Origin of the sequence: Hymenobacter plasmatis (genome assembly GCF_020711255.1) — a bacterium.
In the GTDB taxonomy this organism is placed as follows: domain Bacteria; phylum Bacteroidota; class Bacteroidia; order Cytophagales; family Hymenobacteraceae; genus Hymenobacter.
On record NZ_JAJFAW010000038.1, the window covers coordinates 12,642 to 34,448 of the forward strand.

At 62.8% G+C, this 21,807-nt stretch carries 18 protein-coding genes and 1 tRNA gene; 11 read left to right on the forward strand and 8 right to left on the reverse strand.

What is annotated here, in order from left to right:
- Window positions 1-35: 35 nt before the first annotated feature.
- Window positions 36-1,208: a sensor histidine kinase gene (locus LJ738_RS20120; RefSeq protein WP_227788147.1), complete on the reverse strand. Its 1,173-nt coding sequence runs from the start codon at window positions 1,206-1,208 to the stop codon at window positions 36-38.
- Window positions 1,209-1,232: 24 nt separating this feature from the next.
- Window positions 1,233-2,033 carry an alpha/beta fold hydrolase gene (locus LJ738_RS20125; RefSeq protein ID WP_227788148.1) on the reverse strand — a complete coding sequence of 267 codons (801 nt, stop codon included), beginning with the start codon at window positions 2,031-2,033 and terminating at the stop codon, window positions 1,233-1,235.
- Between the two features lie 234 nt (window positions 2,034-2,267).
- Between LJ738_RS20125 and LJ738_RS20130 the strand changes: the two genes are divergently transcribed.
- Window positions 2,268-2,603, forward strand: coding sequence for a hypothetical protein (locus tag LJ738_RS20130; protein WP_227788149.1), 336 nt, complete (start codon window positions 2,268-2,270; stop codon window positions 2,601-2,603).
- A gap of 191 nt (window positions 2,604-2,794) precedes the next feature.
- Here the strand turns inward: LJ738_RS20130 and LJ738_RS20135 are convergent, their stop codons facing one another.
- From LJ738_RS20135 to LJ738_RS20145, 3 genes are read right to left on the reverse strand one after another with little or no spacing between them, the layout of a single operon-like run.
- Window positions 2,795-3,586, reverse strand: a complete 792-nt coding sequence (locus LJ738_RS20135; protein WP_227788150.1) for a geranylgeranylglyceryl/heptaprenylglyceryl phosphate synthase — start codon at window positions 3,584-3,586, stop codon at window positions 2,795-2,797.
- A complete protein-coding gene (locus LJ738_RS20140) occupies window positions 3,558-4,445 on the reverse strand; it encodes a hypothetical protein (protein ID WP_227788151.1) in 888 nt (295 codons plus the stop codon). Before LJ738_RS20140 ends, LJ738_RS20135 begins: the two co-directional genes overlap by 29 nt.
- Window positions 4,446-4,451: 6 nt before the next feature.
- Complete coding sequence (locus LJ738_RS20145; RefSeq protein ID WP_227788152.1) at window positions 4,452-4,829, reverse strand: phage holin family protein; 378 nt, start codon at window positions 4,827-4,829, stop codon at window positions 4,452-4,454.
- Between the two features lie 156 nt (window positions 4,830-4,985).
- Between LJ738_RS20145 and LJ738_RS20150 the strand changes: the two genes are divergently transcribed.
- Window positions 4,986-6,125 carry a DnaJ domain-containing protein gene (locus LJ738_RS20150; protein ID WP_227788153.1) on the forward strand — a complete coding sequence of 380 codons (1,140 nt, stop codon included), beginning with the start codon at window positions 4,986-4,988 and terminating at the stop codon, window positions 6,123-6,125.
- 293 nt (window positions 6,126-6,418) lie between these two features.
- Here the strand turns inward: LJ738_RS20150 and LJ738_RS20155 are convergent, their stop codons facing one another.
- Window positions 6,419-6,991 (reverse strand): fasciclin domain-containing protein, encoded by a 573-nt coding sequence (locus LJ738_RS20155; RefSeq protein WP_227788154.1) that lies wholly within the window; start codon window positions 6,989-6,991, stop codon window positions 6,419-6,421.
- Window positions 6,992-7,167: 176 nt separating this feature from the next.
- Here LJ738_RS20155 and LJ738_RS20160 point away from each other — a divergent pair, with 176 nt between their 5' ends.
- The gene (locus LJ738_RS20160) at window positions 7,168-10,149 is read left to right on the forward strand and encodes a TonB-dependent receptor (protein ID WP_227788155.1); all 2,982 of its coding nucleotides are present in this window, start codon (window positions 7,168-7,170) and stop codon (window positions 10,147-10,149) included.
- A 334-nt stretch (window positions 10,150-10,483) separates the two neighbouring features.
- Window positions 10,484-12,463 carry an IPT/TIG domain-containing protein gene (locus tag LJ738_RS20165; protein ID WP_227788156.1) on the forward strand — a complete coding sequence of 660 codons (1,980 nt, stop codon included), beginning with the start codon at window positions 10,484-10,486 and terminating at the stop codon, window positions 12,461-12,463.
- Window positions 12,464-12,708: 245 nt separating this feature from the next.
- On the opposite strand, the gene LJ738_RS20170 is transcribed toward LJ738_RS20165, so the two are convergent.
- Window positions 12,709-12,781: transfer RNA gene (locus LJ738_RS20170), tRNA-Phe, on the reverse strand.
- Between the two features lie 170 nt (window positions 12,782-12,951).
- On the opposite strand from LJ738_RS20170, the gene LJ738_RS20175 reads away from it, so the two are divergent.
- The 5 genes from LJ738_RS20175 (at window position 12,952) to LJ738_RS20195 (ending at window position 19,271) form a co-directional block, all read left to right on the forward strand.
- The gene (locus LJ738_RS20175) at window positions 12,952-14,343 is read left to right on the forward strand and encodes a 4Fe-4S dicluster domain-containing protein (protein WP_227788157.1); all 1,392 of its coding nucleotides are present in this window, start codon (window positions 12,952-12,954) and stop codon (window positions 14,341-14,343) included.
- A gap of 191 nt (window positions 14,344-14,534) precedes the next feature.
- A complete protein-coding gene (locus LJ738_RS20180; protein ID WP_068198196.1) occupies window positions 14,535-15,386 on the forward strand; it encodes a (Fe-S)-binding protein in 852 nt (283 codons plus the stop codon).
- Between the two features lie 240 nt (window positions 15,387-15,626).
- Complete coding sequence (locus LJ738_RS20185) at window positions 15,627-16,139, forward strand: hypothetical protein (protein WP_227788158.1); 513 nt, start codon at window positions 15,627-15,629, stop codon at window positions 16,137-16,139.
- 96 nt (window positions 16,140-16,235) lie between these two features.
- Window positions 16,236-18,158, forward strand: coding sequence for a CHU_0125 family OmpA-like outer membrane integrity protein (locus LJ738_RS20190; protein WP_227788159.1), 1,923 nt, complete (start codon window positions 16,236-16,238; stop codon window positions 18,156-18,158).
- Window positions 18,159-18,341: 183 nt separating this feature from the next.
- Window positions 18,342-19,271 (forward strand): proline and serine-rich protein 1 family protein, encoded by a 930-nt coding sequence (locus LJ738_RS20195; protein WP_227788160.1) that lies wholly within the window; start codon window positions 18,342-18,344, stop codon window positions 19,269-19,271.
- Window positions 19,272-19,349: 78 nt separating this feature from the next.
- Here LJ738_RS20195 and LJ738_RS20200 read toward each other — a convergent pair whose 3' ends face one another.
- Window positions 19,350-19,823: a DUF4293 family protein gene (locus tag LJ738_RS20200; RefSeq protein WP_227788161.1), complete on the reverse strand. Its 474-nt coding sequence runs from the start codon at window positions 19,821-19,823 to the stop codon at window positions 19,350-19,352.
- A gap of 88 nt (window positions 19,824-19,911) precedes the next feature.
- On the opposite strand from LJ738_RS20200, the gene LJ738_RS20205 reads away from it, so the two are divergent.
- Window positions 19,912-21,114, forward strand: a complete 1,203-nt coding sequence (locus LJ738_RS20205) for a thiolase family protein (protein WP_227788162.1) — start codon at window positions 19,912-19,914, stop codon at window positions 21,112-21,114.
- Window positions 21,115-21,501: 387 nt separating this feature from the next.
- The coding region (locus tag LJ738_RS20210) for an FG-GAP repeat domain-containing protein (RefSeq protein ID WP_227788163.1) at window positions 21,502-21,807 on the forward strand (306 nt) is incomplete at its 3' end.

Sequence of the window (21,807 nt, forward strand, 5' to 3'; positions counted from 1 at the left end):
GAATTGGGCTGGCGTAGCGCCACGGCCACGGGCCGCTACTTGGGTAAATACAGGCGGAACGTAGTGCCCTGGCCCACGGTACTGGCCACTTCTACCCGCCCACCGGCCTGGTGCACCAAGCGGTTGACGAGATACAGCCCCACGCCCGAGCCCGCCACCTCGGGGTGAAAGCGCCGAAACAGCTGAAACAGCTCGCCGCCGTGGCGCGCCAGGTTGAGCCCGCGTCCGTTGTCCTGCACGCTGAGCACGGGCTTGCCTTCCACCAGCGTGGTACTCACGGTTATGCGCGGGCGGCGCCCCGGCTCGGTGTACTTCAAAGCATTGCTGAGCAGGTTGGTGAGCACGCTGTGCAGATTCGGCCGCGACATGTGCACCACCGGCGCCGCCGCAAAATCCAAGGCAAACTCGGCTTCGGCGTGGGCGGGAAGCTGCGCCAGGCTGCGAATAATTTCTTCGGTCAAGCCCAGCAGCTCCACGGGTTCGGTCGCGCCCGGCTCCGGCTGCCGCTGCTGCTGCACCACGGCCGTGAGGCCCTCGATAGTGCTCAGAATCTGCTGCATGGCCCCTTGTACCATGCCCATCATATCGGCTGCCGCGGGGTCGTGAAACGTGGCACTGCGCTGGAGCTCCTCAAAGAGCCCGGCCAGGTTGTGCACCGGCTGCTTCAAATCGTGCGAGGCCGTGTACACGAAGCTGTCCAGGTCGGCATTGATGCGGGTGAGCTGCTCATTTTGGGCCCGCAGCTGCTCGCGCTGCGCTTCGGCCTTGGCCTTGGCCCGCAGCAGCTCCTGCTCGTATTTGCGGCGGTCGGTGATGTCAAACAAGGTCATGCGCACCACCAGGGGCTGGCCGTCGGCATCGCGCTGCAGCACGGCGTTCAGCAGCACGGGCAGGGTGCTACCATCGCGGCGGCGCAGCGAGTAGCTCACTTCCCGCACCTGGCCTTGCAATAGCAGCAGGGGGGCGCAGTGCATCTCGTAGTGCAGGCGCCCGCCCACGGTGAGCAGCTGCGACAGGGTGAGGCGGGCCACCAGCTCCTGGCGCGTGTAGCCCAGCCACCCCAGCAGGGTTTGGTTGAGCTTAACCAAGGTACCATCGGGCAGGCACGAGCAGTAGCCACAGGGCGCATGTTCGTACAAGTCATCCGGATTCTCTGCGGTCAGGCGCAGGTCCAGTGCGGGCATAATATCATGGTCGACCTTGTGCATGAGTGGGGTATACGCGCAATTAGCCTATACGCGGGCCCCCAGAAAAAGGTCCATGGCCGCAATGGTGGCCTGGGGCTCGCTCAGGTGCGGGCAATGCCCCGACGTATCGAGCACCACTAGCTCGCTGTGGCGTAGCTGCTGATGCAGGTAGGTGCCCACGACCTGGGGGGCTAGCACGTCGTCGGCGCATTGCAGAATCAGGGCTGGGGTGCGCAGCCGCGGCAGGTCGGCCCGGTTGTCCGACAGGAAGGTGACGCGGGCAAAGTGCCGGGCAATGGCGGGGTCGGTGTTGCAGAAGCTGTTGTTCAACTCCGCGCTCAGCTCGGGCCGCTCGGGGTGGCCCATGATGGCGGGCGTCATGGCCGTCGACCAGCCCAGGTAGTTGTCGTCCATGGTGTCGAGCAGCTCCTTGATGTCGCCCGGCTCGAAGCCGCCGGTGTAGCCCACATCGTTGAGGTAGCGCGGCGAGGGCGTCACGAGCACCAGCTTGGCAAACCGCTCCGGCTCCCGAATAGCAGCCAGCACGCTAATCATGGCACTCACGGAATGGCCCACCAGCACGACATCGTGCAGGTCGAGGGCGTGCACCACGTCCAGCACGTCCTGGGCGTGGGCTTCCAGCGTGGTGTAGCGGGCGGGGTCGTAGGCAGCCAGGTCCGACTGCCCGGCGCCCACCAAATCGAGCAGCACCACGCGGTAGCGGCTCTCGAAGGCCGGGGCCACCAGCCGCCACATGTGCTGGTTGCAGCCAAAGCCGTGCACAAAAACCATGGGCTGCGTGCCGGTCCCGGAAACGTTAACGTTGTTGCGTTTCAAAACATTCATAGCAGCTGTGCAAAAAGGAACATGGCAGGCAGCGCGCAGCGCTCCACCCCTGCAGCATGCAAAGGCCCGATATTCCAAAGGTAGTCTTCGCTAGCGGTGGCGCTTATCAGCGGAGCTCCGAAAACAGCTGGGCATTATTTTCATGCGCAGCCTCTTGCCTCATTTCCCAGCGCGAGGGGCGCTCCTGGCCCTTCAATGGCAGTAATGAATGGGCCCCTACTTCAGTGGCTCAACATGCGACGCACCGACCGGAAGGCCAGGCTCGGAGGTGTCCAGCGAAGTCAGCACCTGGTCAATGGTCATCTCTCCGCGCACAAACTGGTCCAGGAGCATTTGCTCGTAGGGCTGGGGAGCCAGACGGGTATCGCGGGTGAGGGCCAGGGCGAAAGCAACGGCTCGCTGGCGGCTCTGTTCGGTAAGGAAGAGAGAAGGTTGCTGGTTCATCGGCAGGAATATGATTTTCCCTTCGCAAATTTCACCACCGGACACCGCACAACAAAGCGCAACCAGCTGCTTTTCCAGCGAATTAATCGGTATTTTCAGGGAAAAACATGCGCCGATGCGGGGTAACTACTTAGTAGAATTAGCCGCATGCGTTTTAGCACGCTTTCAAGGCTAGTAGTAGTAGTAGTAGTAGTAGTAGTATAGTGGCCAGCTTATTGAGCTAAATCTTCACGCTATTAGCTCAACGGTAAGCGGGCAACCACTCAACCAAATTGTAAGAATCAGCTCAACGTTGCAGGCCCCGTAGGGGAGCACGCTTATGAGGCCACGGCGGTGTCCACGGCCGCCGTCACGGCGTTGAAGGATGCCACCACGCCTGCCACCTCGGCCAGAAAAGCGGGTTCGGCTTCGATGTGGTTGCCCACGACGACCACGTCGGCGCCGGCGGCCAGGGCAGCGTACACCTTCTCGCCGGTATTCAGCCCACCACCCACAATCAGGGGCGAGGCCACGGCCTCGCGCACGGCCGTAATCATGGCGGCCGACACCGGGTTTTGGGCGCCGCTGCCGCCGTCGAGGTACATCAACTTCAGGCCCAGCTGCTCGCCGGCCAGGGCGGTGCAGGCGGCAATGCCGGGCTTGTTGTGGGGCAGCGGCAAGGTGCCGCTCATGTAGGATGCGGTGGTGGGGCGGCCCGAGTCGACGAGCATGTAGCCGGTGGGCAGCAGTTGCAGGCCGCTGGCCTGCAGGCGGGGCGCCGCCACCACGTGCTGGCCAATGAGAAAGTCGGGGTTGCGGCCCGAAATGAGCGAGAGCAGTAGCACGCCATCGGCCGGGCCGTCGAGGTGCAAGCTGTGGCTCGGAAACAACAGCACCGGCACCGCGGAGTGCTCCTTAATCAACGCAATGAGGGCAGCCTGATGCGAACTTTGCACCAGGCTGCCCCCCACGAAAAAGTAATCAACCGCGTGCGCCTGGCTCAGGCGCAGCAGATGCAACAAGCTGTTTTCGTTTAAGTTATCCGGGTCGAGCAACACTGCCAGCGCCTTGCGGCCCTGTTGCTGGCGAGTGCGAAGCGCGTCATATAGAAGAGGTGTGGGTGGACGCATCCGGGGAATCGGGAGTAGCGGGCGAAGTGGCGGGAGCAAACCCGGTTTCAGTGGGTGCGTAGCCGGAGGAGGTCGCAAGGTCGGGATTTTTGTCGGCCGGGAAAAACTCGCTCACTTTTTTTGTTACCATGGCCAGTGCCACGGCCGCTACCTGGGCCACCAGCACCTTGCCGGTGTCCGACTTGAGGAAGGACTGCAGCACGGCGGCCACCATGTTGTTTTTGGGGCGGGGCGCCGGGCGGCTGCTTAGCGGCTCGGTTTCGTCGTCATCGAAGGCGTGGGACGCGGGCAGGCGGCGGCTGTCGTCGTAGGGCAGGTCCTTGAACGGGTCGTCCTCGAAATCCTCGGGTTGGAAGGCAGAGCCGTCGTACAGGTCGCCGGCCGTGGAGCCGCCGAATGCTTCCGGCTGCGGCACGGCCTTGGAGCCAAAGCCCAGGTCGTCGGCGTCGTGGCCCGGCTCCTGCCGGTCTTGCTCCATAAATGCCTGGGCCGAGTCGGCGGCCGTGCGATAATTGCGGACGCTCTTGTAGCGCTTGCCGTTGCCAGCAGTGTAGTATTCGGCCTCGCCGCCAAACTCGTCGTCGCCTTCGAAATTATCGGCTTCGCCGTTGTAGCGGTGCTCGGCGCGGTCGAAATCATCTTGCGCGTAGCGCTTGCGCTTCTTCTTGCCGCCAAAGGCTTTGGTGATAAGCCAGATGCCACCGGCCAGGCCGGCTCCTACCAAGGCCACCTTGCCTGCTTTCACCGACTGGTCCTTGATGTGGTCCACATCGCCGCGCAGGGCACGCTCGTACTCCAGCTTTTTGCGCTCGAGAAATTCTTTTTCCTCGTCGAACAGGGGATTTTGCAAGTCACTCATGGTAGGCTAAGCTTGGCGTTTGTCGGATTTATAAATGGTGTCTTTCAGCATCTTGTTGGCCATGCCCTGGAAAGCGGCTTTGTCTACGCCCACCAGCACCAGCACTAGGAGCAGCAGGTAGAAGCCCGCCACGATGCCGAAGCCCCAGAAAGAGCTATCGAGGGCCGAATTAAGGGCCAAGCCGGCAAAGACGCTGAGAAAGACCACGAACATCAGCCCCAGAATGGCCAGGGTGGCGCCGTGCAGGGAGTTAACGAAAGCCGTGGAGACCTTTTGCTGCACTTCGAGGCGCACCAGGTCGATGCGGGTATCGAGGTAGCCGGTGAGGTTGCCAATCAGGCTGTCGTTGCGGGGTGTTTTGGAGGTGTCGTCGTCGAGAACCATACGGCGCGAAGTTGGAGTGGCGAGAAAGAACAGGAAAGAAAAGGAATCGCGGCAGCCCCGTAAACCGTAAATCAGAGCCGGCGGATTGAGCCAGTTCTACGGAAAATATCGTTACATGGCTGACTTTTGTAACGTCCTTCGTGTTTGGTGCCCAGCGTGAGTCAAAATCATTATCAAGTCCTTGGCGTAGCTCCCACGGCCGCCGCCGCCGAAATCAAGCGGGCCTACCGGCAGCTGGTGGTGCGCTACCACCCCGATAAGCACGGCGGTGATGTGCGCTACGAAGACCAATTCAAGGCAGTGGCCGTGGCCTACGGCATCTTGGGTGACCCCGGCCGCCGGGCCACCTACGATTTTCAACTGGCCCAGGCCGCCCGGCGCGCCGAAGACCTCCGACGCCAGCAGCAGCACCGCCCCGCCACGCAGCACGTGTACGGCGTGCCCATGCCGCCGCCCGCCCCGCTGCGTACCCGCCCGCCCGCGGGCAGCCGCGAGCGGCACTACCAGCGCATTCCGCGCCAGCGCGCGCGCTTTACCCGCCGCGACTGGAGCCTGACCGTGTTGCTGCTGCTGGGCATCACGCTGTTTGCGCTGGCCGTGAAAGTGACCATGGACCGCGTCACGGCCAATAGCAACTACGAAGACGGCCTGCGCGCCTACGGCCGGGGCCAGCTGGCGGCGGCCTACAGCTTCCTGGAAGAAACCCTGCACTTCCGGCCCAACTACGCGCCCGCCCTGCGCCGCCTCGCCGAGCTGGAGCTGCTGGTAAACCACGACCCCCGCGCCGCCCGCGCCGATTTTCAGGCGGCCCTGCTCGAGCCCCAGCCCCGCCGCGATGCCGCCGACATGCTCTACCGCCTCGGGCGCTGCGAAACGGAGCTGGGCCTGCCCCGGTCTGCCGAGTTCAGCTACACCCGCGCAATAAGCCTCGACACGGCCCTGAGCGCCGCTTACCTGGCCCGGGGCAAAGCCCGCCTGCTCGACCTCAACCTGCCCGGATTAGCCCTGGCCGACCTGAGCCACGGCATCGCGCAGCGCCAGCGGGCCAATGCGCCCACGCCGTGGGCCTACGTACAGATACGCGGCCTGGCCTACACCGCCCTGGGCCGCTACGACGAAGCCCGCGCCGAATACTTCCAGGTGCTGCAAGCCCGCCCCCGCGACGGCCGCACCCACTTCCTGCTCGGCCGCCTGGCCGCCCAAACCGGCAACAAGCGCGCCGCCTGCGAATTCTACCGCCGGGCCCTGCGGTTGGGCTACGAGTACGCTCGCACCGCCGAGGAAAGCTGCCCATAAGGCCCCCACAGAGGCAAGGGCGAAAGAACGACGACTCCCCTCCTTACCAAGGAGGGGACGCTCAACTGCCAAGTTGAGCTGGGGTGGTTGTGGGCGTTAAACGGCTCGCGTAGGAATCGTTCGCCTATCGTTCAACGAATCCAACCACCCCCGTTCAGCCTTGCGGCTGAACATCCCCTCCTTACCAAGCAGGGGAGTTGGTCGTTCTGCCTTAACCCCCAAACGCAAACAACCGCCGCGAGCACGAAGCCCACGGCGGTTGTTCAAGTTGTGCTTCCTAGCTCAGAAAAGCCTTACTGGGGCAGCAGCACGGTGTTTACAACGTGAATCACGCCGTTGCTCTGCAGCACGTCGGCAATGGTTACGGTCGACACGCCGCCTTTCTCGTCTTTCAGCTCAATGGTTTTGCCTTTCGCCATGGCCGTCAGGGTGCCGCCGCTCACAGTTTTGAGGGTAGCAGTGCCTTTACCGGCTTTGATGGCCTTCATCAGGTCAGCCGAGGTCATGCGACCGGCCACCACGTGGTAGGTCAGGATTTTGGTGAGGGTGGCCTTGTTCTCGGGCTTCACCAGCGTTTCAACCGTGCCGGCGGGCAGCTTGTTGAATGCCTCGTTGGTGGGTGCGAACACCGTGAAAGGGCCGGCGCTTTGCAGGGTTTCTACCAGGCCAGCGGCTTTAACAGCGGCTACCAAGGTGGTGTGGTCTTTCGAGTTAACGGCGTTTTCCACGATGTTTTTCGTGGGGTACATGGCAGCACCGCCCACCATCACAGTACCGGCCATTTTCTTGCCTTGAGCCGAAACGTTAGTGGTAACAGCAGTGCTCAAGAGGACTGCAATGGCGAGGGAGAAAAAAGTCTTTTTCATCTGAATAAATAAATGGTTGGATGTTTTAAATGATGACCCACCTACGCGCCTGCTTCTGCCTGCGGATTGCATGGTGTTGAATATTTCTGGAGGGACAGGTTGTGCGGCGTAAGGGAACCTCCCCCAGCCCCTCTCCCCACCCAAAAACATTTGCCCAGCTTGCTACTTGCTGCTGTATGCGCCTTTATACCCTGCTCGCCTGCTTCCTGCTCTCCAGCTTTTATACCTATGCCCAAAGCGTTGGCACCGTGGCCGGCACTGTGCGCGACCGGGCCACCCAGGAGGTGCTGCCCGGCGTGAGCATTACGCTGGAGGGAACGGCGTTCGGGACGGCCACCGATGCCGAAGGGCGCTACCGCATCACCGGCGTGCCGGCTGGGGCCTACAACCTGCGCGCCACCTTCGTGGGCTACGACCCGCTCGTGCGCTCCAACATCAGCCTGAGCAGCGGCAACGTGAACACCCTGAACCTGGAGCTGAACGCCGTGCCCCAGGCCCTGGGAGAAGTGACGGTGACCGCCAACCGCGCCATACGCGTGGCCACGGCCGAAACGCCCCTCAGCGTGCAGCGCCTCACCACCGAAGAAATCAAGAGCAACCCCGGCGGCAACTTCGACATATCCCGGGTGGTGCAAAGCCTGCCCGGCGTGGGCGGCGGGGGCAGCGGCGGCACGGCCGGCTTCCGCAACGACATCATCATCCGGGGCGGGGCGCCCAACGAAAACGTGTACTACCTCGACGGCATTGAGGTGCCCGTCATCAACCACTTTCCCACGCAGGGCAGCGCCGGCGGGCCCGCGGGCATCCTCAACGTCAGCTTTATCGAAGACGTCACGCTGAGCAGTTCGGCCTTTCAGGCCCGCTACGACAACGCCCTGAGCTCGGTGCTGCAGTTCCGGCAGCGCGACGGCAACTCCGAGCGCATTCAGGGCAACCTGCGCACCTCCGGTACCGAAGTGGCGGCCACGTTGGAGGGGCCGCTGACCTCCAATACCACCTTTCTGGCCTCGGCCCGGCGCAGCTACCTGCAGGTGTTGTTCAAGCTGATTGACCTGCCCATCCGGCCTGATTTCTACGACTTCCAGTTCAAGACCACCACCAAGCTTTCGGAGAAAACCACGCTCACCAGCCTGGGCCTGGGCGCCATCGACCACTTCGAAATCGTGCCGCCCAAAAAAAGCTCGCCCTCCAAAGAATACGTGCTCCGCTCCAACCCCACCATCGACCAGTGGAACTACACGGTTGGGCTAAACCTGCGCCACCTCGTCGACAACGGCTTCGTGAATGTGGCCCTGAGCCGCACCCAGCAAAGCAGCAACGCCGACGCGTTTGAGTACGGCTACCTCGGCGACGAAAGCCGCCGCAAGCTGGGCGCCCGTACCCACGAAACCGAAAACAAGCTGCGCGCCGACGTGAACAAGCGCGTGGGCCGCTGGCAGTACAGCTACGGCGTGGTGGGCCAGCTGCAGCACTACGACAACAACCTGATTAACCGCATCCGGTCGGAAGTGCGCGACTCCCGCGGCGTGCTCATCAGCCCCGCCGTCACGGTCCGCTTCCAAACCGACCTGGACTTTTTGCGATACGGCGCTTTTGCCCAGGCCACGCGCACCTACGGCGCCGACAGCCGCCTGACCGTGTCGGCGGGCCTGCGGGCCGATGGCACCACGGCCCTGCTGGCGGGCTACCGGCTCGACCGCACGCTCTCGCCGCGGGCCTCGGTGTCGTACGCCCTGCGCCCTACCCTGAACCTGAACGCCTCGCTGGGCCGCTACTTCAAAATCCCGCCCAGCACCATTCTGGGCTTCCGCGACGAGGCCGGCAATCGGGTGAATGCCGGTAGCCGCTACATCCGGTCCGACCACGTGGTGGCCGGGCTGGAGTGGCTGCCGGGTGCCGCCACTCGCTTTACGCTGGAGGGCTTTTACAAGAAGTACTCTTACTACCCGGTGTCGGTGCGCGACGGCATCAGCTTGGCCAACCTGGGCGGCGATTTCAACGCCATCGGCAACGAGGCCGTGACCAGCACCGGCCGAGGCCGCACCTACGGGGTGGAGGCTTTTTTCCAGCAGAAACTCAGTGGCAAGCTGTTCGCTATCGTCTCGCTCACAGGCTTCCGGTCGGAGTTCAACGGGCAAGATGGCCTGTACAAGCCTTCGGCCTGGGATACGCGCTTCCTGGGCTCGGCCTTGTTGGGCTACCAGTTGGGCCGCGGTTGGGAGCTGGGCGCCAAGTACCGGGTGGGCGGCGGCTCGCCCTACACGCCCTACGACGACGAGGCTAGCCGCGCCAGCTACCAGGCCGTGGGCACGGGCATTCTCGACTATAGCCAGCTCAACACGCGCCGCCTCAGCGGTTTCCAGCAGCTTGACCTGCGCCTCGACAAGAAAATCAGCCTGCGCCGCCTGAGCTTCGACTTCTACATCGACGTGCAGAACGCCCTGCTTACCAAGCCGGCCTCGCCGCCCACCTACACCTTCGAGCGCACCCCCGACAACACCTCCTACACCACCACCGACGGCCAGCCCCTGCGCCCCGACGGCCGCAACGCTGTGCCATCCTGCTGGCCGACAACGATGCGCTGGTGGTGCCCACCATTGGGTTTATCGTGGAATTTTAGTCCAACTCTACATGGGGGCCAGTGGGGGCCATTACTGCTTCTGCAACCGGCTTACTTTTTCAGAAGCCTAGCCTGCAGTTGCTTGCGGATGGAAGCCGGCAGCGGCTGGCCCTGCCGGTATGCCGCCAGCACGGCTCTTTCCTTGGCACGGCTGAAATGGCCTATAGCGGAGGCGCCGAACGCCACCCCTGTTGCGGCCACCGCGCCAGCTACTATTATGCCCGTGTTATCTGGCTCGGAACTCGCCCAGGGGCCGCGGATTAATGCCGTGATAACGGCTGCGGCCGGTACAAATAGCAGTCCTCCAATAATAAAAGCCCTTGCCGAAGAGCGTCCGGCTTTAAACACGTCGTGCACGGCCAGCGCGCTATCCAGCCGGGCTCCGGTGAGCGGGGCAGCCTGCAGCGCCGCGTGCCGGGCCGTGTCGCCCACCACGGTCTGGGCTTGGGCAGGCCACGCGAACAGGCCGCCCAAAAGCAGCGCCATAATCAGTACAAAGCGCATGGCTGTAGAAGTAGGCAAGAGTGACTTTTACTGATTCGGGTAAGGGCAATATTTAATCGGCCAGCCACCAGCACTATAAGTGCCGGCCGAAACTAAGTTATAATTCAATATTTCGGGAGACAAGGCCTTGGCGGGGAGCCTCACCCCCAGCCCAACCATACGCGGCACCCTCTATCTTCCCGCCCAATTTCTACCTCCCTTCGTGACCTGCCCCGACCCCACCACTGATAGCCCAACCCAGTGAAACCCGAAAAAGTGGAGCCCCTGTTGGCCACCCTGGCCCTGGTGGGCCACCCTGGCCGGTGCCTATGCAGTCTAAGCAGCACAGGGCGCGCTACCCGCTTCTATCTTTCCTTCTTTCCATTCCCATGCAGCTACCTTTACTTCGTTCCGCCGGTACCTTCCGGCTGTTGGCTCTGCTGGCCCTGTGCTGGGTCGTTGGGCCCGTTGCAGCCCAGCAGGCCGCGCCTTTTTTCAGTTCAGCTATCTCCGTAGGCCTAACCCAGGGTGGCGAAAGCTACGCAGGCGCCACCGCCACGGATGCGCAAGGCAACGTGTACATCACGGGCACATTTGCAGGCACGCTTACTATTGGGGGTCAGACATTTACCAGCCGTGCCAGCCACTTCGATTTGTTCGTGGCCAAGTACGATGCCTTCGGCAATAACCTGTGGGCCGTGAGCGCCGGCGGCGACTCCGACGACCGCGCCAATGGGCTGGTACTCGACGCCAGCGGCAACGTGTACATTTCGGGCAGCCACGCCACGGAAGCTACGTTCGGCACCATCACCCTGCCCAATGCGGTGGGCCAGCCGGGCGCCACCTGGTACAGCGACGCGTTTGTGGCCAAGCTCGACGGGGCCGGCCACTGGCTGTGGGCCACCCACGCGGGCGGCTCCGGCGACGATTACGGCACCGACCTGGCCATTGACGCCAATGGCACCCTCGTCCTGGCGGGCGGGTTCGATAGCCCCACGGCTACGTTTGGGGCCGTGCAGCTCACCAAAGCGTCCTCGGTCAGTTTCACGCCCGATCTGTTTGTGGCCCGCCTCAGCGCCACTGGCGCGTGGCTGGGCGTTACCGCCATTGGCGGCACGGGAGCCGAGGAAATGGGCGGCGTGGCCCTGGATGCCGCCGGCAATGCCTACGTGTGCGGCGCGTTCACCAGCCCCACCATCGCCTTCGGCAGCACCGTCTTATCCAACGCCAACCCCAGCCCAGGCACCACCCCCGCCACCTCCGACCTCTTCGTGGCCAAGCTCACGCCGGCCGGCACTTGGCAGTGGGCCACCCGCGCCGGGGGCACCAGCTACGACCGCGCTGCCGGCATCGCGGTAGACGCCACGGGCCGGGCTTATATAACGGGCGGCTTTGGCAATGGCACCACGGCCTTCGGCCCTACCTCCCTCACCAACTCCGGCACGGCCAACACCCTCGACGTTTTTGTGGCCGCCCTGGACGCCGCCGGGGCATGGCGCTGGGCCACGCAAGCCGGCGGCCCCGATGCCGAGGCGGCCATGGCTCTGGCCCTCACCGCCGCCGATGAGGTGGTGATTACGGGCGAATTCCTGAGCCGCAGCGCGCAATTTGGCCCCCTCACGCTGGCCAACACCAGCGCGGCCAGCCAGTCGGATGCCTTCCTGGCCAAGCTCGATGCCGCCGGGGCGTGGCAGTGGGCCCTGGGCACCAGCGGCACCGGCGACGAAAGCGGTACCGCCCTCATCCTCGACCCCTATGGCGGAATCGGCGTGCTGGGCATCTATTGGGGCCCGGCCACCTTTGGCAGCACCACCCTGGCCGGGAACGCGATTTTTAGCAATGTTTTCCTGGCCAAGATTTACGAATCGGGGCCGCTCGCCATCACGGCGCTGGCCCCGAGCAGCGGCGCGCCGGGCCAAACCGTCACGGTCACAGGGTCGGGCTTTGTGAGCGTCACGGCGGTACTGTTCAATGGCACGCCGGCTGCCAGCTTTGCCGTGCAGTCGACCACGCGGCTCACGGCCGTGGCACCGACAGGGGCCACCGCCGGGCCGGTAAGCGTGCGCACGGCGGGCGGCACGGGCAGTTCGGCTACGGTCTTCACCCCTACCACTGCCCTATCTGCCGCAGCGGCGGGCAGCCGTCTTTTCACCATCAGCCCAAACCCGGCTTCTACCTACATCCGGGTGCCGGGCCAGCCAGCGGGCACTCGGGTGCAGCTGCTCGACGCCCTGGGCCGCGTGGCCCGCGAAATTACCATTTCAGCCGACGCCCAAGTGTCGGTGCTGGGCTTGGCTCCGGGCCTGTACACGCTCCGGGCCACCAATGCCCAAGGTCGGCCTGTGCTGGGCCGGGTGTTGGTCCAGTAAGCTTCGCCGCGCAGCAAATTGAGCTGGCATTCACAGCCCCCAGAACAGTGTAGAGACGCGACACTTCGCGTCTGAGCGTTGAACGACTTGCGTTAGAACGAAACCCGAACGGCGCGGACGCCGAGACGCAAAGTGTTGCGTCTCTACACTGTTCTCAATATTCTCCCCAACATTGTCCTAAACAAGCGCCACCAACGCCCGGAAAAGAAAAAACGCCTCTAGCGAAGTGCTAAAGGCGTTTTTCGTGGCAACAGTTGGAATCGAACCAACGACACCAGCATTTTCAGTGCTGTGCTCTACCAACTGAGCTATGTTGCCGTTTCCCCGCGGCAGAAAGGCGCTTTGGGGACCGCAAAGGTACGAAAGCAAAACGATGGCGCAAGAAATAGAGTAAAAAAAAGTGTTGAGCCTTTAAGGTCCCCAAGCAATATACTCGGCATGCCGAGTATATTGCACCCCAAACGTTCCCGCTTCCTTACCTTTACCGCATGTTGCAATCAATCCTTTTTCTGCTGCTACTGGTAGCTGCTTTTGGCTTCTTCGCGTGGCAAGTCCGGAAAATCCGCGCCAACATCCTCGTGGGGCGCGACCGGGACATGAGCGGCCACGCCGCCGAACGCTTCCAGAAAACCCTGCTCGTTGCCTTTGGCCAGCAGAAGATGTTCAAGCGCCTCACGCCGGCCCTGCTGCACTTGGTGGTGTACGTGGGCTTCCTCGTAATTAACATCGAAGTACTCGAGATTGTGGTCGACGGCCTGTTTGGCACCCACCGCTTTCTGAGTTTCCTCGGGCCGGTGTACAGCCTGCTCATGGGCACCAACGAGGTGCTGGGCGCACTGGTAATTATCGCCGTGGCCGCGTTCTGGTGGCGCCGCAACCGCAAGCCGCCCGTCAAGCGCTTTACCGGCGTGGAGCTGCGCGCCTGGCCCCGGCTCGATGCCAACATCATTCTCTACGTCGAGGTAATTCTGATGGTGGCCCTGTTCACGATGAATACCTCGGACCTGAAGCTACACCAGCTGCGCGGCGAAACGCTGCCGGGCGCATTCCCCATCAGCAGCCTGCTCACCGGGCTTTTCCCCGCTAATGCCGGGGCACTGCACCTGCTGGAGCGCTTTGGCTGGTGGGCCCACATCACGGGCATCCTGCTGTTTCTCAACTACCTGCCCAGCTCCAAGCACTTCCACATCATCATGGCGTTTCCGAACGTGTGGTACTCGCGCCTGGTGCCCCAGGGCCAGTTCTCCAACGTGGAAAGCATCACCAACGAAGTAAAGGCCATGATGGACCCCAGCTTTGTGGTGCCGCCCGCTCCTACCGCGCCCGATGGCTCGGCCCTGGCCCCCACGCCCTTCGGCGCCAAGGACGTCGAAGACCTGCCCTGGACCAACCTGCTGAATGCCTACTCCTGCACCGAGTGCGGCCGCTGCACCTCGGTGTGCCCCGCCAACCTGACGGGCAAGCTGCTCTCGCCGCGCAAAATCATCATGGACACGCGCGACCGGATGGAGGAGAAGTATAACTCGCCCGTGATATTCAGGCCCAACGTGTACGGCGCTGAAGCCAAGCACGAGCCTATCACGGACTTGGCCAACGCCACGCTGCTGCGCGGCAAAGTGACGCCCGAAGAGCTCTGGGCCTGCACCACCTGCAACGCCTGCGTGGAAAGCTGCCCCGTGAACATCAACCCGCTGGAAAGCATCATCGAAATGCGCCGCTTCCTGGTGCTGGAAGAGTCGGCCGCGCCCAACTCGCTCAACGTCATGTTCTCCAACATCGAGAACAACGGCGCCCCGTGGGCTTTCTCCCCTTCGGACCGCTTCAACTGGGCCAACGACTTGTTTGCGGCCGAAAAGCCCGCGGCCGCTACCGTAGCTTAAATCGTCTGTCATGCTGACGCAGGAAGCATCTTATCACCGCTGCTTTCGTCAGAACCCCTAACCACTTGCGGCGCGAACGTGATAAGGTCCTTCGCGCTGCTCAGGATGACAGTTCCGTCTTCCATTCTCAAGTTCCCATGTCCCCAACCACTCCCGCCGCTGGCGAAAAGCGCCAAATCAACGTTCCCGTCATGGCCGATTTGGCGGCCCGCAACGAGTCGCCCGAAATCCTGTTTTGGGTGGGCTGCGCCGGTGCTTTTGATGACCGGTACAAGCGCGTGACCCGCGCCTTCGTGCGCATCCTAGAGCACGTGGGCACCAAGTACGCCGTGCTGGGCCTGGAAGAAAGCTGCACCGGCGACCCCGCCAAGCGCGCCGGCAACGAGTTTCTGTTTCAGATGCAGGCCATGACGAACATTACGACCTTGAACGGCTACGGCATCAAGAAAATCGTGACGGCTTGCCCACACTGCTTCAACACCATCAAAAACGAATACCCCGCGCTGGGCGGCGACTACGAGGTAATCCACCACAGCACCTACCTGCAGCAGCTCATCAACGAGGGCAAAGTGGGCGTGACCGGGGGCGAGAGCTTCAAGGGCCGCCGCATCACCTTCCACGATTCCTGCTACCTGGGCCGCGCCAACAACATCTACGAAGCCCCGCGCGACGTGCTGGCCGCCCTCGACGCCGACCTGGTGGAGATGAAGCGCAGCCGCGCCAACGGCCTGTGCTGCGGTGCGGGCGGCGCCCAGATGTGGAAAGAGCCCGAGCCCGGCAAAAAGGACATCAACATCGAGCGCACCGAGGAGGCCCTGGCCACCCTGAGCGGCGCCGCCGAAGCCCTGGCCAACCTGGGCGGCGTAGAAACCGAAACCAGCGCCCCCGGCCCCCACGACCTGCAAGGCAGCATCATCGCCGTGAGCTGCCCGTTCTGCATGACCATGATGAGCGACGGCGTGAAAAACAAGGAACAGGAAAGCCGCGTGCAAGTGTTTGACCTGGCAGAGCTGGTAGCTTCCGCCGAGGGCATCAACGCCTAAGCCGCGTATTGAAGCGCATCTCTTAGCTCAATACTGACTCTATCGTCTGTCATGCAGAGCGCAGCGAAGCATCTTATCACCGCTGCACGAGTCATCCGGGCGTGAGAAGATGCTTCGCTGCGCTCTGCATGACAGACGACGCCATGACAAAAGGCGCAGTGAAGAGCACCGGTTCCGCCTACATCAGATGAGCATGACGTTATTGTGCTCAGAAGTTCCACCCGCCAAAATCGCTGACTCATGTACGTTGCTTTTGACCAGCTGCCCCCCGAGGCCCGGGTGTGGATTTACCAGGCCAACCGCCGGCTCACCGGGCCGGAGATAGTGGGCGTATTGCCGCGCCTGGCCCGCTTTGCCGAAGAGTGGACCAGCCACGGCCACACCTTGCACGCTTCGGCCGAGTTTCTGCACCAGCAGTTTCTGGTGATTGGCCTCGACGAAGGCCCGGCCGGGGCCAGCGGCTGCTCCATCGATGCGTCGGTGCGGTTTGTGGCCCAACTCGAGCGGCAGCTTGGGGTGGAGCTGCTGGAAAAGTCGCAGCTGGCCTTTCTGCACGGCGGCACCGTGGAACTGCTTAAGCGCAGCGAGCTGCCGGCAGCCGTAGCCAACGGAACCATCAAACCCGAAACTTTTTATTTCGATAACACCTTAGCCACTAAGGGTGAGCTGGATACCAAGTGGCCTCGCCCCGCCGGCGAGACCTGGCTGGCCCGCTACTTCGGGCAGGCGGAAAAAAACCGGCTACTTGCGTGAATGCTACTTAAACGTAGTATTATTGCTAACCCAAAAATGCCCGCTCGGGCCCAGATTTCGGTGCCCGTTTCCCTCCCTACCCCACCCCCACCATTCATGAGGAAGCTATTATTCGTCTGTGTTGCGGCTGGCTCTTCCGCGCTCCTTAGCGGCTGTGCCACCACGGGCAGCATGAGCAAGGGCGACAAGCAGTTCGCACGCGGCCAATACGAACTGGCGATTCCCCTCTACAAAGCCGATGTGGCCAAGGGCAAGAACGCGGCCATTGCCAACTTTCGCATTGGCGAAGCCTACCGCCTTTCCAACCGGGTGGAGCTGGCCGAGCCCTTCTACAAGGCCGCCCTGGACGGTGGGGTGAAAAACGCCGATGCCGGCTTCCGCTACGCCGAGGCTCTGCGGGCCAACGGCAAGTACGACGAGGCCGCGGCGCAGTTTACTACTTACGCTGCCAACGGCGGCAACCGCAACCTCGCGGCCCGCGCCGAAAACGAAGCCAAGAACGCCGCCGCCAGCAAGGCCGTGGCCGCCATCAAGAACAAGTACGACGTGACACCGGTAGACGCTCTGAACTCGGCCGCGTCCGACTTTGGCGGCACGCTGCTGGCCAGCACTGGCGACTTTGTGTTTACCTCCGGCCGCGACGGCAAGAAGTATCTCGGCAACGGCGAAAACTTCGACGACCTCTACGCCATCAAGTTTGACAACGCGGCGGCCATGAGCGGCGGCACGGCCCGCAAGCTGGAAGGCCCCTTCAACTCCGTAAACAAGCACGAAGCCAGCGCCACCTACACGCCCGACGGCAAGACGATGGTATTTGCCCGCTCGAACGACGGCAGCAAAAAAGGCTACCTGAGCGTCGACCTTTGGATTTCTTACCTCAAGGGCGGGGTGTGGAGCGAGCCCGTGCTCGCCAACATCAATGACCGCACCGCCGACGACTTTTCCCCGGCCTTCGCCCCGGATGGCACCACGCTGTACTTCGCATCGAGCCGCAAGGGCGGGCAGGGTGGCAACGACCTGTACAAAGCTACGCTGGGCCCAAATGGCCGTTTCTCGCCGGCCGAGAACCTGGGCGAAACCATTAATACCGCCGGCAACGAAAACTTCCCCGGCGTAGCCCCCGATGGCACCCTGTACTTCGCTTCGGACGGGCGCCCCGGCGTGGGCAAGCTCGACATCTTCATGGTGAAAAACGGCCAGGCCGTGAACCTAGGGGCCGATGTGAACAGCATTGGCGACGACTTCGCGCCCGTACCCACGGGCACCGACGTGGGGCTATTTAGCTCGAACCGCGCCGGGGGCAAAGGCTCCGACGACGAGTACATGTTCAAGAAGAAGCCGCTCAAGCTGGTGACCTTCTACGCCGACGGCACCGTGCTCGAGCACGACGACAAAGCCAAAACCACCCTGCCGATACCCGGCGCCCAAGTGGCCATCATCGGGGCCAACGGCCAGCGTCAGACGGTGACGAGCGGCCCCGACGGCAAGTTTAGCGTGAAGCTGGACTCGGTCTCGGTGTACACGCTGGTGGCCGAGCGCCCCGGCGACTTCGCGGCCCGCGCGGGCCTGAGCACCGTGGGCCGCAAGCCCAGCCAGGACCAGCTGCCCAACCTGACCAACGACGTTCGGCTGCCAGTGACTTTGACGCTGAATAAAATCATTCTGGCCAAGGCCATCGAAGTCAAAGACATTCTCTACGACTACAACAAGTACGACATCCGCCCCGATGCCGCCATTCGCCTCGATACGCTGGTGCAAACGCTGGTGGACAACCCCAAAATCTCCATTGAGCTGAGCTCGCACACCGACCAGCGCGGTAAGGACGCCTACAACATGAAGCTCTCGCAGCAGCGAGCCCAGGCCGCCGTGGACTACATCGTGAGCAAGGGCATCGACAAGGCGCGCATCACGGCCAAGGGCTACGGCGAATCCCGCCCCATCATCGTGGCGCCGAAATCGGAAGCCGAGTACCAGCGCAACCGCCGCACCGAGTTTAAGGTGACCCGCGTAGCGAAATAACTGCTTCGGCCTACTTCAACAAAAGCCCCCCGCAGCCAGCGCTGCGGGGGCTTTTTTGTGCTAGTATTTTCGGCGATACCAGGGCTAGCCACGCTCGCCTCAAGCTGTCCTGAAACGTGGCATAGCTTTTGGAATTAGTGAAATGTCGTCCGGCTTTACGGACGGCAATTCTCCTTTAGTGCCATGAAAAAGGCTTTACTACTTGCCCTGGCTGGATTGCTCGCCGCTGTTGCTCCCGCGCTGGCGTATCCGCCCGCCCCGGCCAATGTTAACTTCTCGTCGGAGCGCGGGGTGCCGTTTGGCCTAGTGCTGGATGGCCGCCCCATTACCCGGGGCATGGCACGGCAGGTGCACGTAGAGCAGTTGGGGCCCGGCCTGCACTGGGCCGACTTTACCGTGCCCACGGCTTATGGCGGCGCAGTGCGCTTCCGCAGCCGCGTGTGGCTGGAGCCCGGCCTCGAAACCACCTTTGTGCTGATTACGCGCCCCGGGCGTCCGCTCGATTTGCGCCAGGTGACTGCCGTGCCGTTGTATGGCCCAGGCCGTGGCTACTACAACGACGGCCGCAATGGCGGCCGCTACAACAGCCCCGCGCCGTATGGCCAGGGCGGCAGCTACCCGAATAACGGCTACCCCAACAATAGCTATCCAAACAACGGCGGCAACCAGAACAATGGTGGTAACCCCAATAATGGCAGCTACCCTAATAACGGCAACAACCAAAACAACGGGTACGGCAATACCCCCGGCGGCTACGACAACTCGCCCAACCCCAACGGCGGGGGCTCCTACCCGAATTCAGCCGCGAATAACTACCGCACCATGGCCCCGCAAGAAGTGGACGCGCTGGTGCAGGCCGTGCAGCAGCGCCCTTTCGAAGCCAGCAAGCTGAGCATGGCCAAGGAAGCCCTGGCCCAGAGCAGCATCCAGACCGATGACCTGAAGCGCCTCTTGCGCAGCATTCAGTTCGAATCGGCCAGAGTTGAGCTGGCCAAATTCGCTTATTCCCACGTAGTCGACCCGCAAAACTTCTCCCGCGTGTACGATGCCTTTGACTTCGATGCCAGCGTGCGCGAGGTGCAGCAAGCCGTGGGTGCGGCGCCCCAGCGCTAAACACTGGCCACGTATAAAAACAAAAAGGCCGCTGTGATAGTCACAGCGGCCTTTTTGTTTTGGCAATAAGAGGTTGGGCTAGCGCAGGCGGTCGGCGCTGCGCACCAGCTGCTCGTCGCGGCGGATGAAGCGGTTGGCCAGTAGGTTGAGCAGCAAGGCCAGGGTGGGCAGGTAGAACCCGGCCAGGAATTGCCCCTGCAGCTTCATGTTGAGCAGCTGCTCGCCCTTGTTGGAAAAGTAGAAGGACGCGCCAAGCGTACCGGTAATGAGCAGCAAGTTGATGGAGCCGAGCAGCAACTGCTTGCCGCGGCTGCGAAATTGAAAAATTTCGTAAAAAGCCACCGCAGCCGACGCGGCTGCCAGCACTCCAATTACCCAAACGGGCCCAATGGTGCCCGGTAATTGCAGGCCTTTGGCATCAAAGCCAAACGCGGTGAGAGTGAGTTCCTGGTGGGTGAGGCCGTCGACCTTGTGCCAGAGCGGCAGGGCTAACACGCTGAGCATGGCCAAGGCCAGCAACAGTAAAAACACGCTTTGGATTCTTTGTATCATCTTTGCTGTTGGTAAAAAATGCCCCGGGCTTCTGCCGGGGCCACAAATTTAATCCCATCCGGCGCTTGCGCCGCTATTGATACTCCGAATGCCAACTGCTTATGTCGTGGACGCGGTGCGTACCCCGATTGGAAAATTTGGCGGCGCGCTCAGCAGCGTCCGCCCCGATGATTTGGCCGCGCACGTACTCCGCGAGCTCCTGCGCCGCAATCCCTCCCTTGATAAAAGTGCTGTAGAAGACGTCATTATTGGCGCCGCCAACCAGGCCGGGGAAGACAACCGCAACGTGGCCCGCATGGCCGCGCTGCTGGCCGGCCTGCCCATCACGGTGCCCGGCAACACCGTGAACCGCTTGTGTGCCTCGGGCCTGCAAAGCATCATGGACGCCGCCCGAGCCATCAAAGCCGGTGAGGGCGACGTGTACCTGGCCGGCGGCACCGAAAGCATGACCCGCGCGCCGTTTGTGATGGCCAAGTCGGAATCGGCCTTCGGCCGCGAACTGACGGCCCACGACACCACCCTGGGCTGGCGCTTCGTGAACCCGCGCCTGAGCAAGCTGCACTACCCCTTCTCGATGGGCCAGACGGCTGAGAATGTGGCCAAGCAGTTCGGCATCACCCGCGAAGAGCAGGACGCTTTTGCCTTCGAAAGCCAGCGCAAATACGCCCGGGCGCTGGAGAAAGGCCGCTTCCGCAAGGAAATCGTGCCGGTGTTTATTCCGCAGCCCAAGGGCGACACGGCCTTGTTTGACACCGACGAGCAGCCCCGCTTTTCTTCGCTCGAGAAACTGGCCACGCTTAAGCCCGCGTTTCAGCCCGATGGCGGCACCGTCACGGCCGGCAACTCGGCGGGCATCAACGACGGCGCAGCCGCCGTGTTGCTGGTGAACGAGGACGCCCTGGCGCGCTACAACCTCAAGCCCATTGCGCGGGTGGTGGCTTCGGCCGTGGCCGGCGTCGACCCGTCGGTGATGGGCCTGGGCCCCATTCCAGCTACCCGCAAGGTGCTGGAACGCGCCGGCCTCACCCTGGCCGACATCGACCTGATTGAGCTGAACGAAGCCTTCGCCGCCCAGAGCATTGCTTGCATCCGCGAGCTGGGCCTGGACCCGGCCAAGGTGAACGTGAACGGCGGCTCGATTGCCATCGGCCACCCGCTGGGCAGCTCGGGCGCGCGCATCACGGCTACGCTGCTGCACGAGATGCAGCGCCGCGAAGGCGTGCGTTACGGCCTGGCCACCATGTGCGTGGGCGTGGGCCAAGGCGCGGCCGTGATTTACGAGAAGCTGTAGGGGCCTCTGGTGCCTTCATACGGTTGCCTCACCCTCTGGCCACTTCCCATTTAGAGAGGGTGTGCCAAACGACACTCCGACCGGTAGGAGTTAAGAATTAAAAGTAAAAAGCCCAATGCACTCCTGCATTGGGCTTTTTACTTGCTTCATTTCGATGATTTCGGCTGGCATCCCTCTCTTTTTGGCGAGGAAGCCGGGGGTAAGACGCTCGTATGAATTATACCGCCTCCGGTCGGATAGGAAGGCGGGCGGCCCGCTGGCACGCCGGGTGCCCGCGCAGTGGACAGTGAAAATAAATAAAGTTATGTTTAATATCCGGCTTAATGGCTGACCTTTACTCATGCCGTGCGGGTGCGAGGGTGTGTCTTATTTTTCAATAGCGCTTCAATGACGAAATTCTCCTCCTCTTTGGCCTGCCTACGCCAGGCGGCCGCTGCCCCCCTGGTGGGGCTGGCGCTGCTACTGGCCGCCGGTGCGGCCTCGGCCCAAACGCCCAGCTTTGCCACCCAGGCCGCCTTCGCCACCGGCACCGGCACCAAACCCAGCAGCGTGGCGGCGGCCGACGTGAACGGCGACGGCAAGCCCGACCTGCTCGTGGCCAACTCAAACAGCAACACCGTTGGGGTGCTGCTCAACACCGCGGCCACGGGCGCGGCCACGCCCAGCTTCGCCGCCCAGGCCACCTTCGCCACC

What these genes read in the sequence shown, in the direction of transcription:
- LJ738_RS20135 (WP_227788150.1), bottom strand. Translation starts at nt 3,586, where the DNA reads ATGCGTCCACCCACACCTCTTCTATATGACGCGCTTCGCACTCGCCAG.
- LJ738_RS20185 (WP_227788158.1), top strand. Translation starts at nt 15,627, where the DNA reads ATGTACGTTGCTTTTGACCAGCTGCCCCCCGAGGCCCGGGTGTGGATT.
- LJ738_RS20165 (WP_227788156.1), top strand. Translation starts at nt 10,484, where the DNA reads ATGCAGCTACCTTTACTTCGTTCCGCCGGTACCTTCCGGCTGTTGGCT.
- LJ738_RS20140 (WP_227788151.1), bottom strand. Translation starts at nt 4,445, where the DNA reads ATGAGTGACTTGCAAAATCCCCTGTTCGACGAGGAAAAAGAATTTCTC.
- LJ738_RS20120 (WP_227788147.1), bottom strand. Translation starts at nt 1,208, where the DNA reads ATGCACAAGGTCGACCATGATATTATGCCCGCACTGGACCTGCGCCTG.
- LJ738_RS20160 (WP_227788155.1), top strand. Translation starts at nt 7,168, where the DNA reads ATGCGCCTTTATACCCTGCTCGCCTGCTTCCTGCTCTCCAGCTTTTAT.
- LJ738_RS20145 (WP_227788152.1), bottom strand. Translation starts at nt 4,829, where the DNA reads ATGGTTCTCGACGACGACACCTCCAAAACACCCCGCAACGACAGCCTG.
- LJ738_RS20190 (WP_227788159.1), top strand. Translation starts at nt 16,236, where the DNA reads ATGAGGAAGCTATTATTCGTCTGTGTTGCGGCTGGCTCTTCCGCGCTC.
- LJ738_RS20200 (WP_227788161.1), bottom strand. Translation starts at nt 19,823, where the DNA reads ATGATACAAAGAATCCAAAGCGTGTTTTTACTGTTGCTGGCCTTGGCC.
- LJ738_RS20175 (WP_227788157.1), top strand. Translation starts at nt 12,952, where the DNA reads ATGTTGCAATCAATCCTTTTTCTGCTGCTACTGGTAGCTGCTTTTGGC.
- LJ738_RS20130 (WP_227788149.1), top strand. Translation starts at nt 2,268, where the DNA reads ATGCGACGCACCGACCGGAAGGCCAGGCTCGGAGGTGTCCAGCGAAGT.
- LJ738_RS20195 (WP_227788160.1), top strand. Translation starts at nt 18,342, where the DNA reads ATGAAAAAGGCTTTACTACTTGCCCTGGCTGGATTGCTCGCCGCTGTT.
- LJ738_RS20205 (WP_227788162.1), top strand. Translation starts at nt 19,912, where the DNA reads ATGCCAACTGCTTATGTCGTGGACGCGGTGCGTACCCCGATTGGAAAA.
- LJ738_RS20125 (WP_227788148.1), bottom strand. Translation starts at nt 2,033, where the DNA reads ATGAATGTTTTGAAACGCAACAACGTTAACGTTTCCGGGACCGGCACG.
- LJ738_RS20180 (WP_068198196.1), top strand. Translation starts at nt 14,535, where the DNA reads ATGGCCGATTTGGCGGCCCGCAACGAGTCGCCCGAAATCCTGTTTTGG.
- LJ738_RS20155 (WP_227788154.1), bottom strand. Translation starts at nt 6,991, where the DNA reads ATGAAAAAGACTTTTTTCTCCCTCGCCATTGCAGTCCTCTTGAGCACT.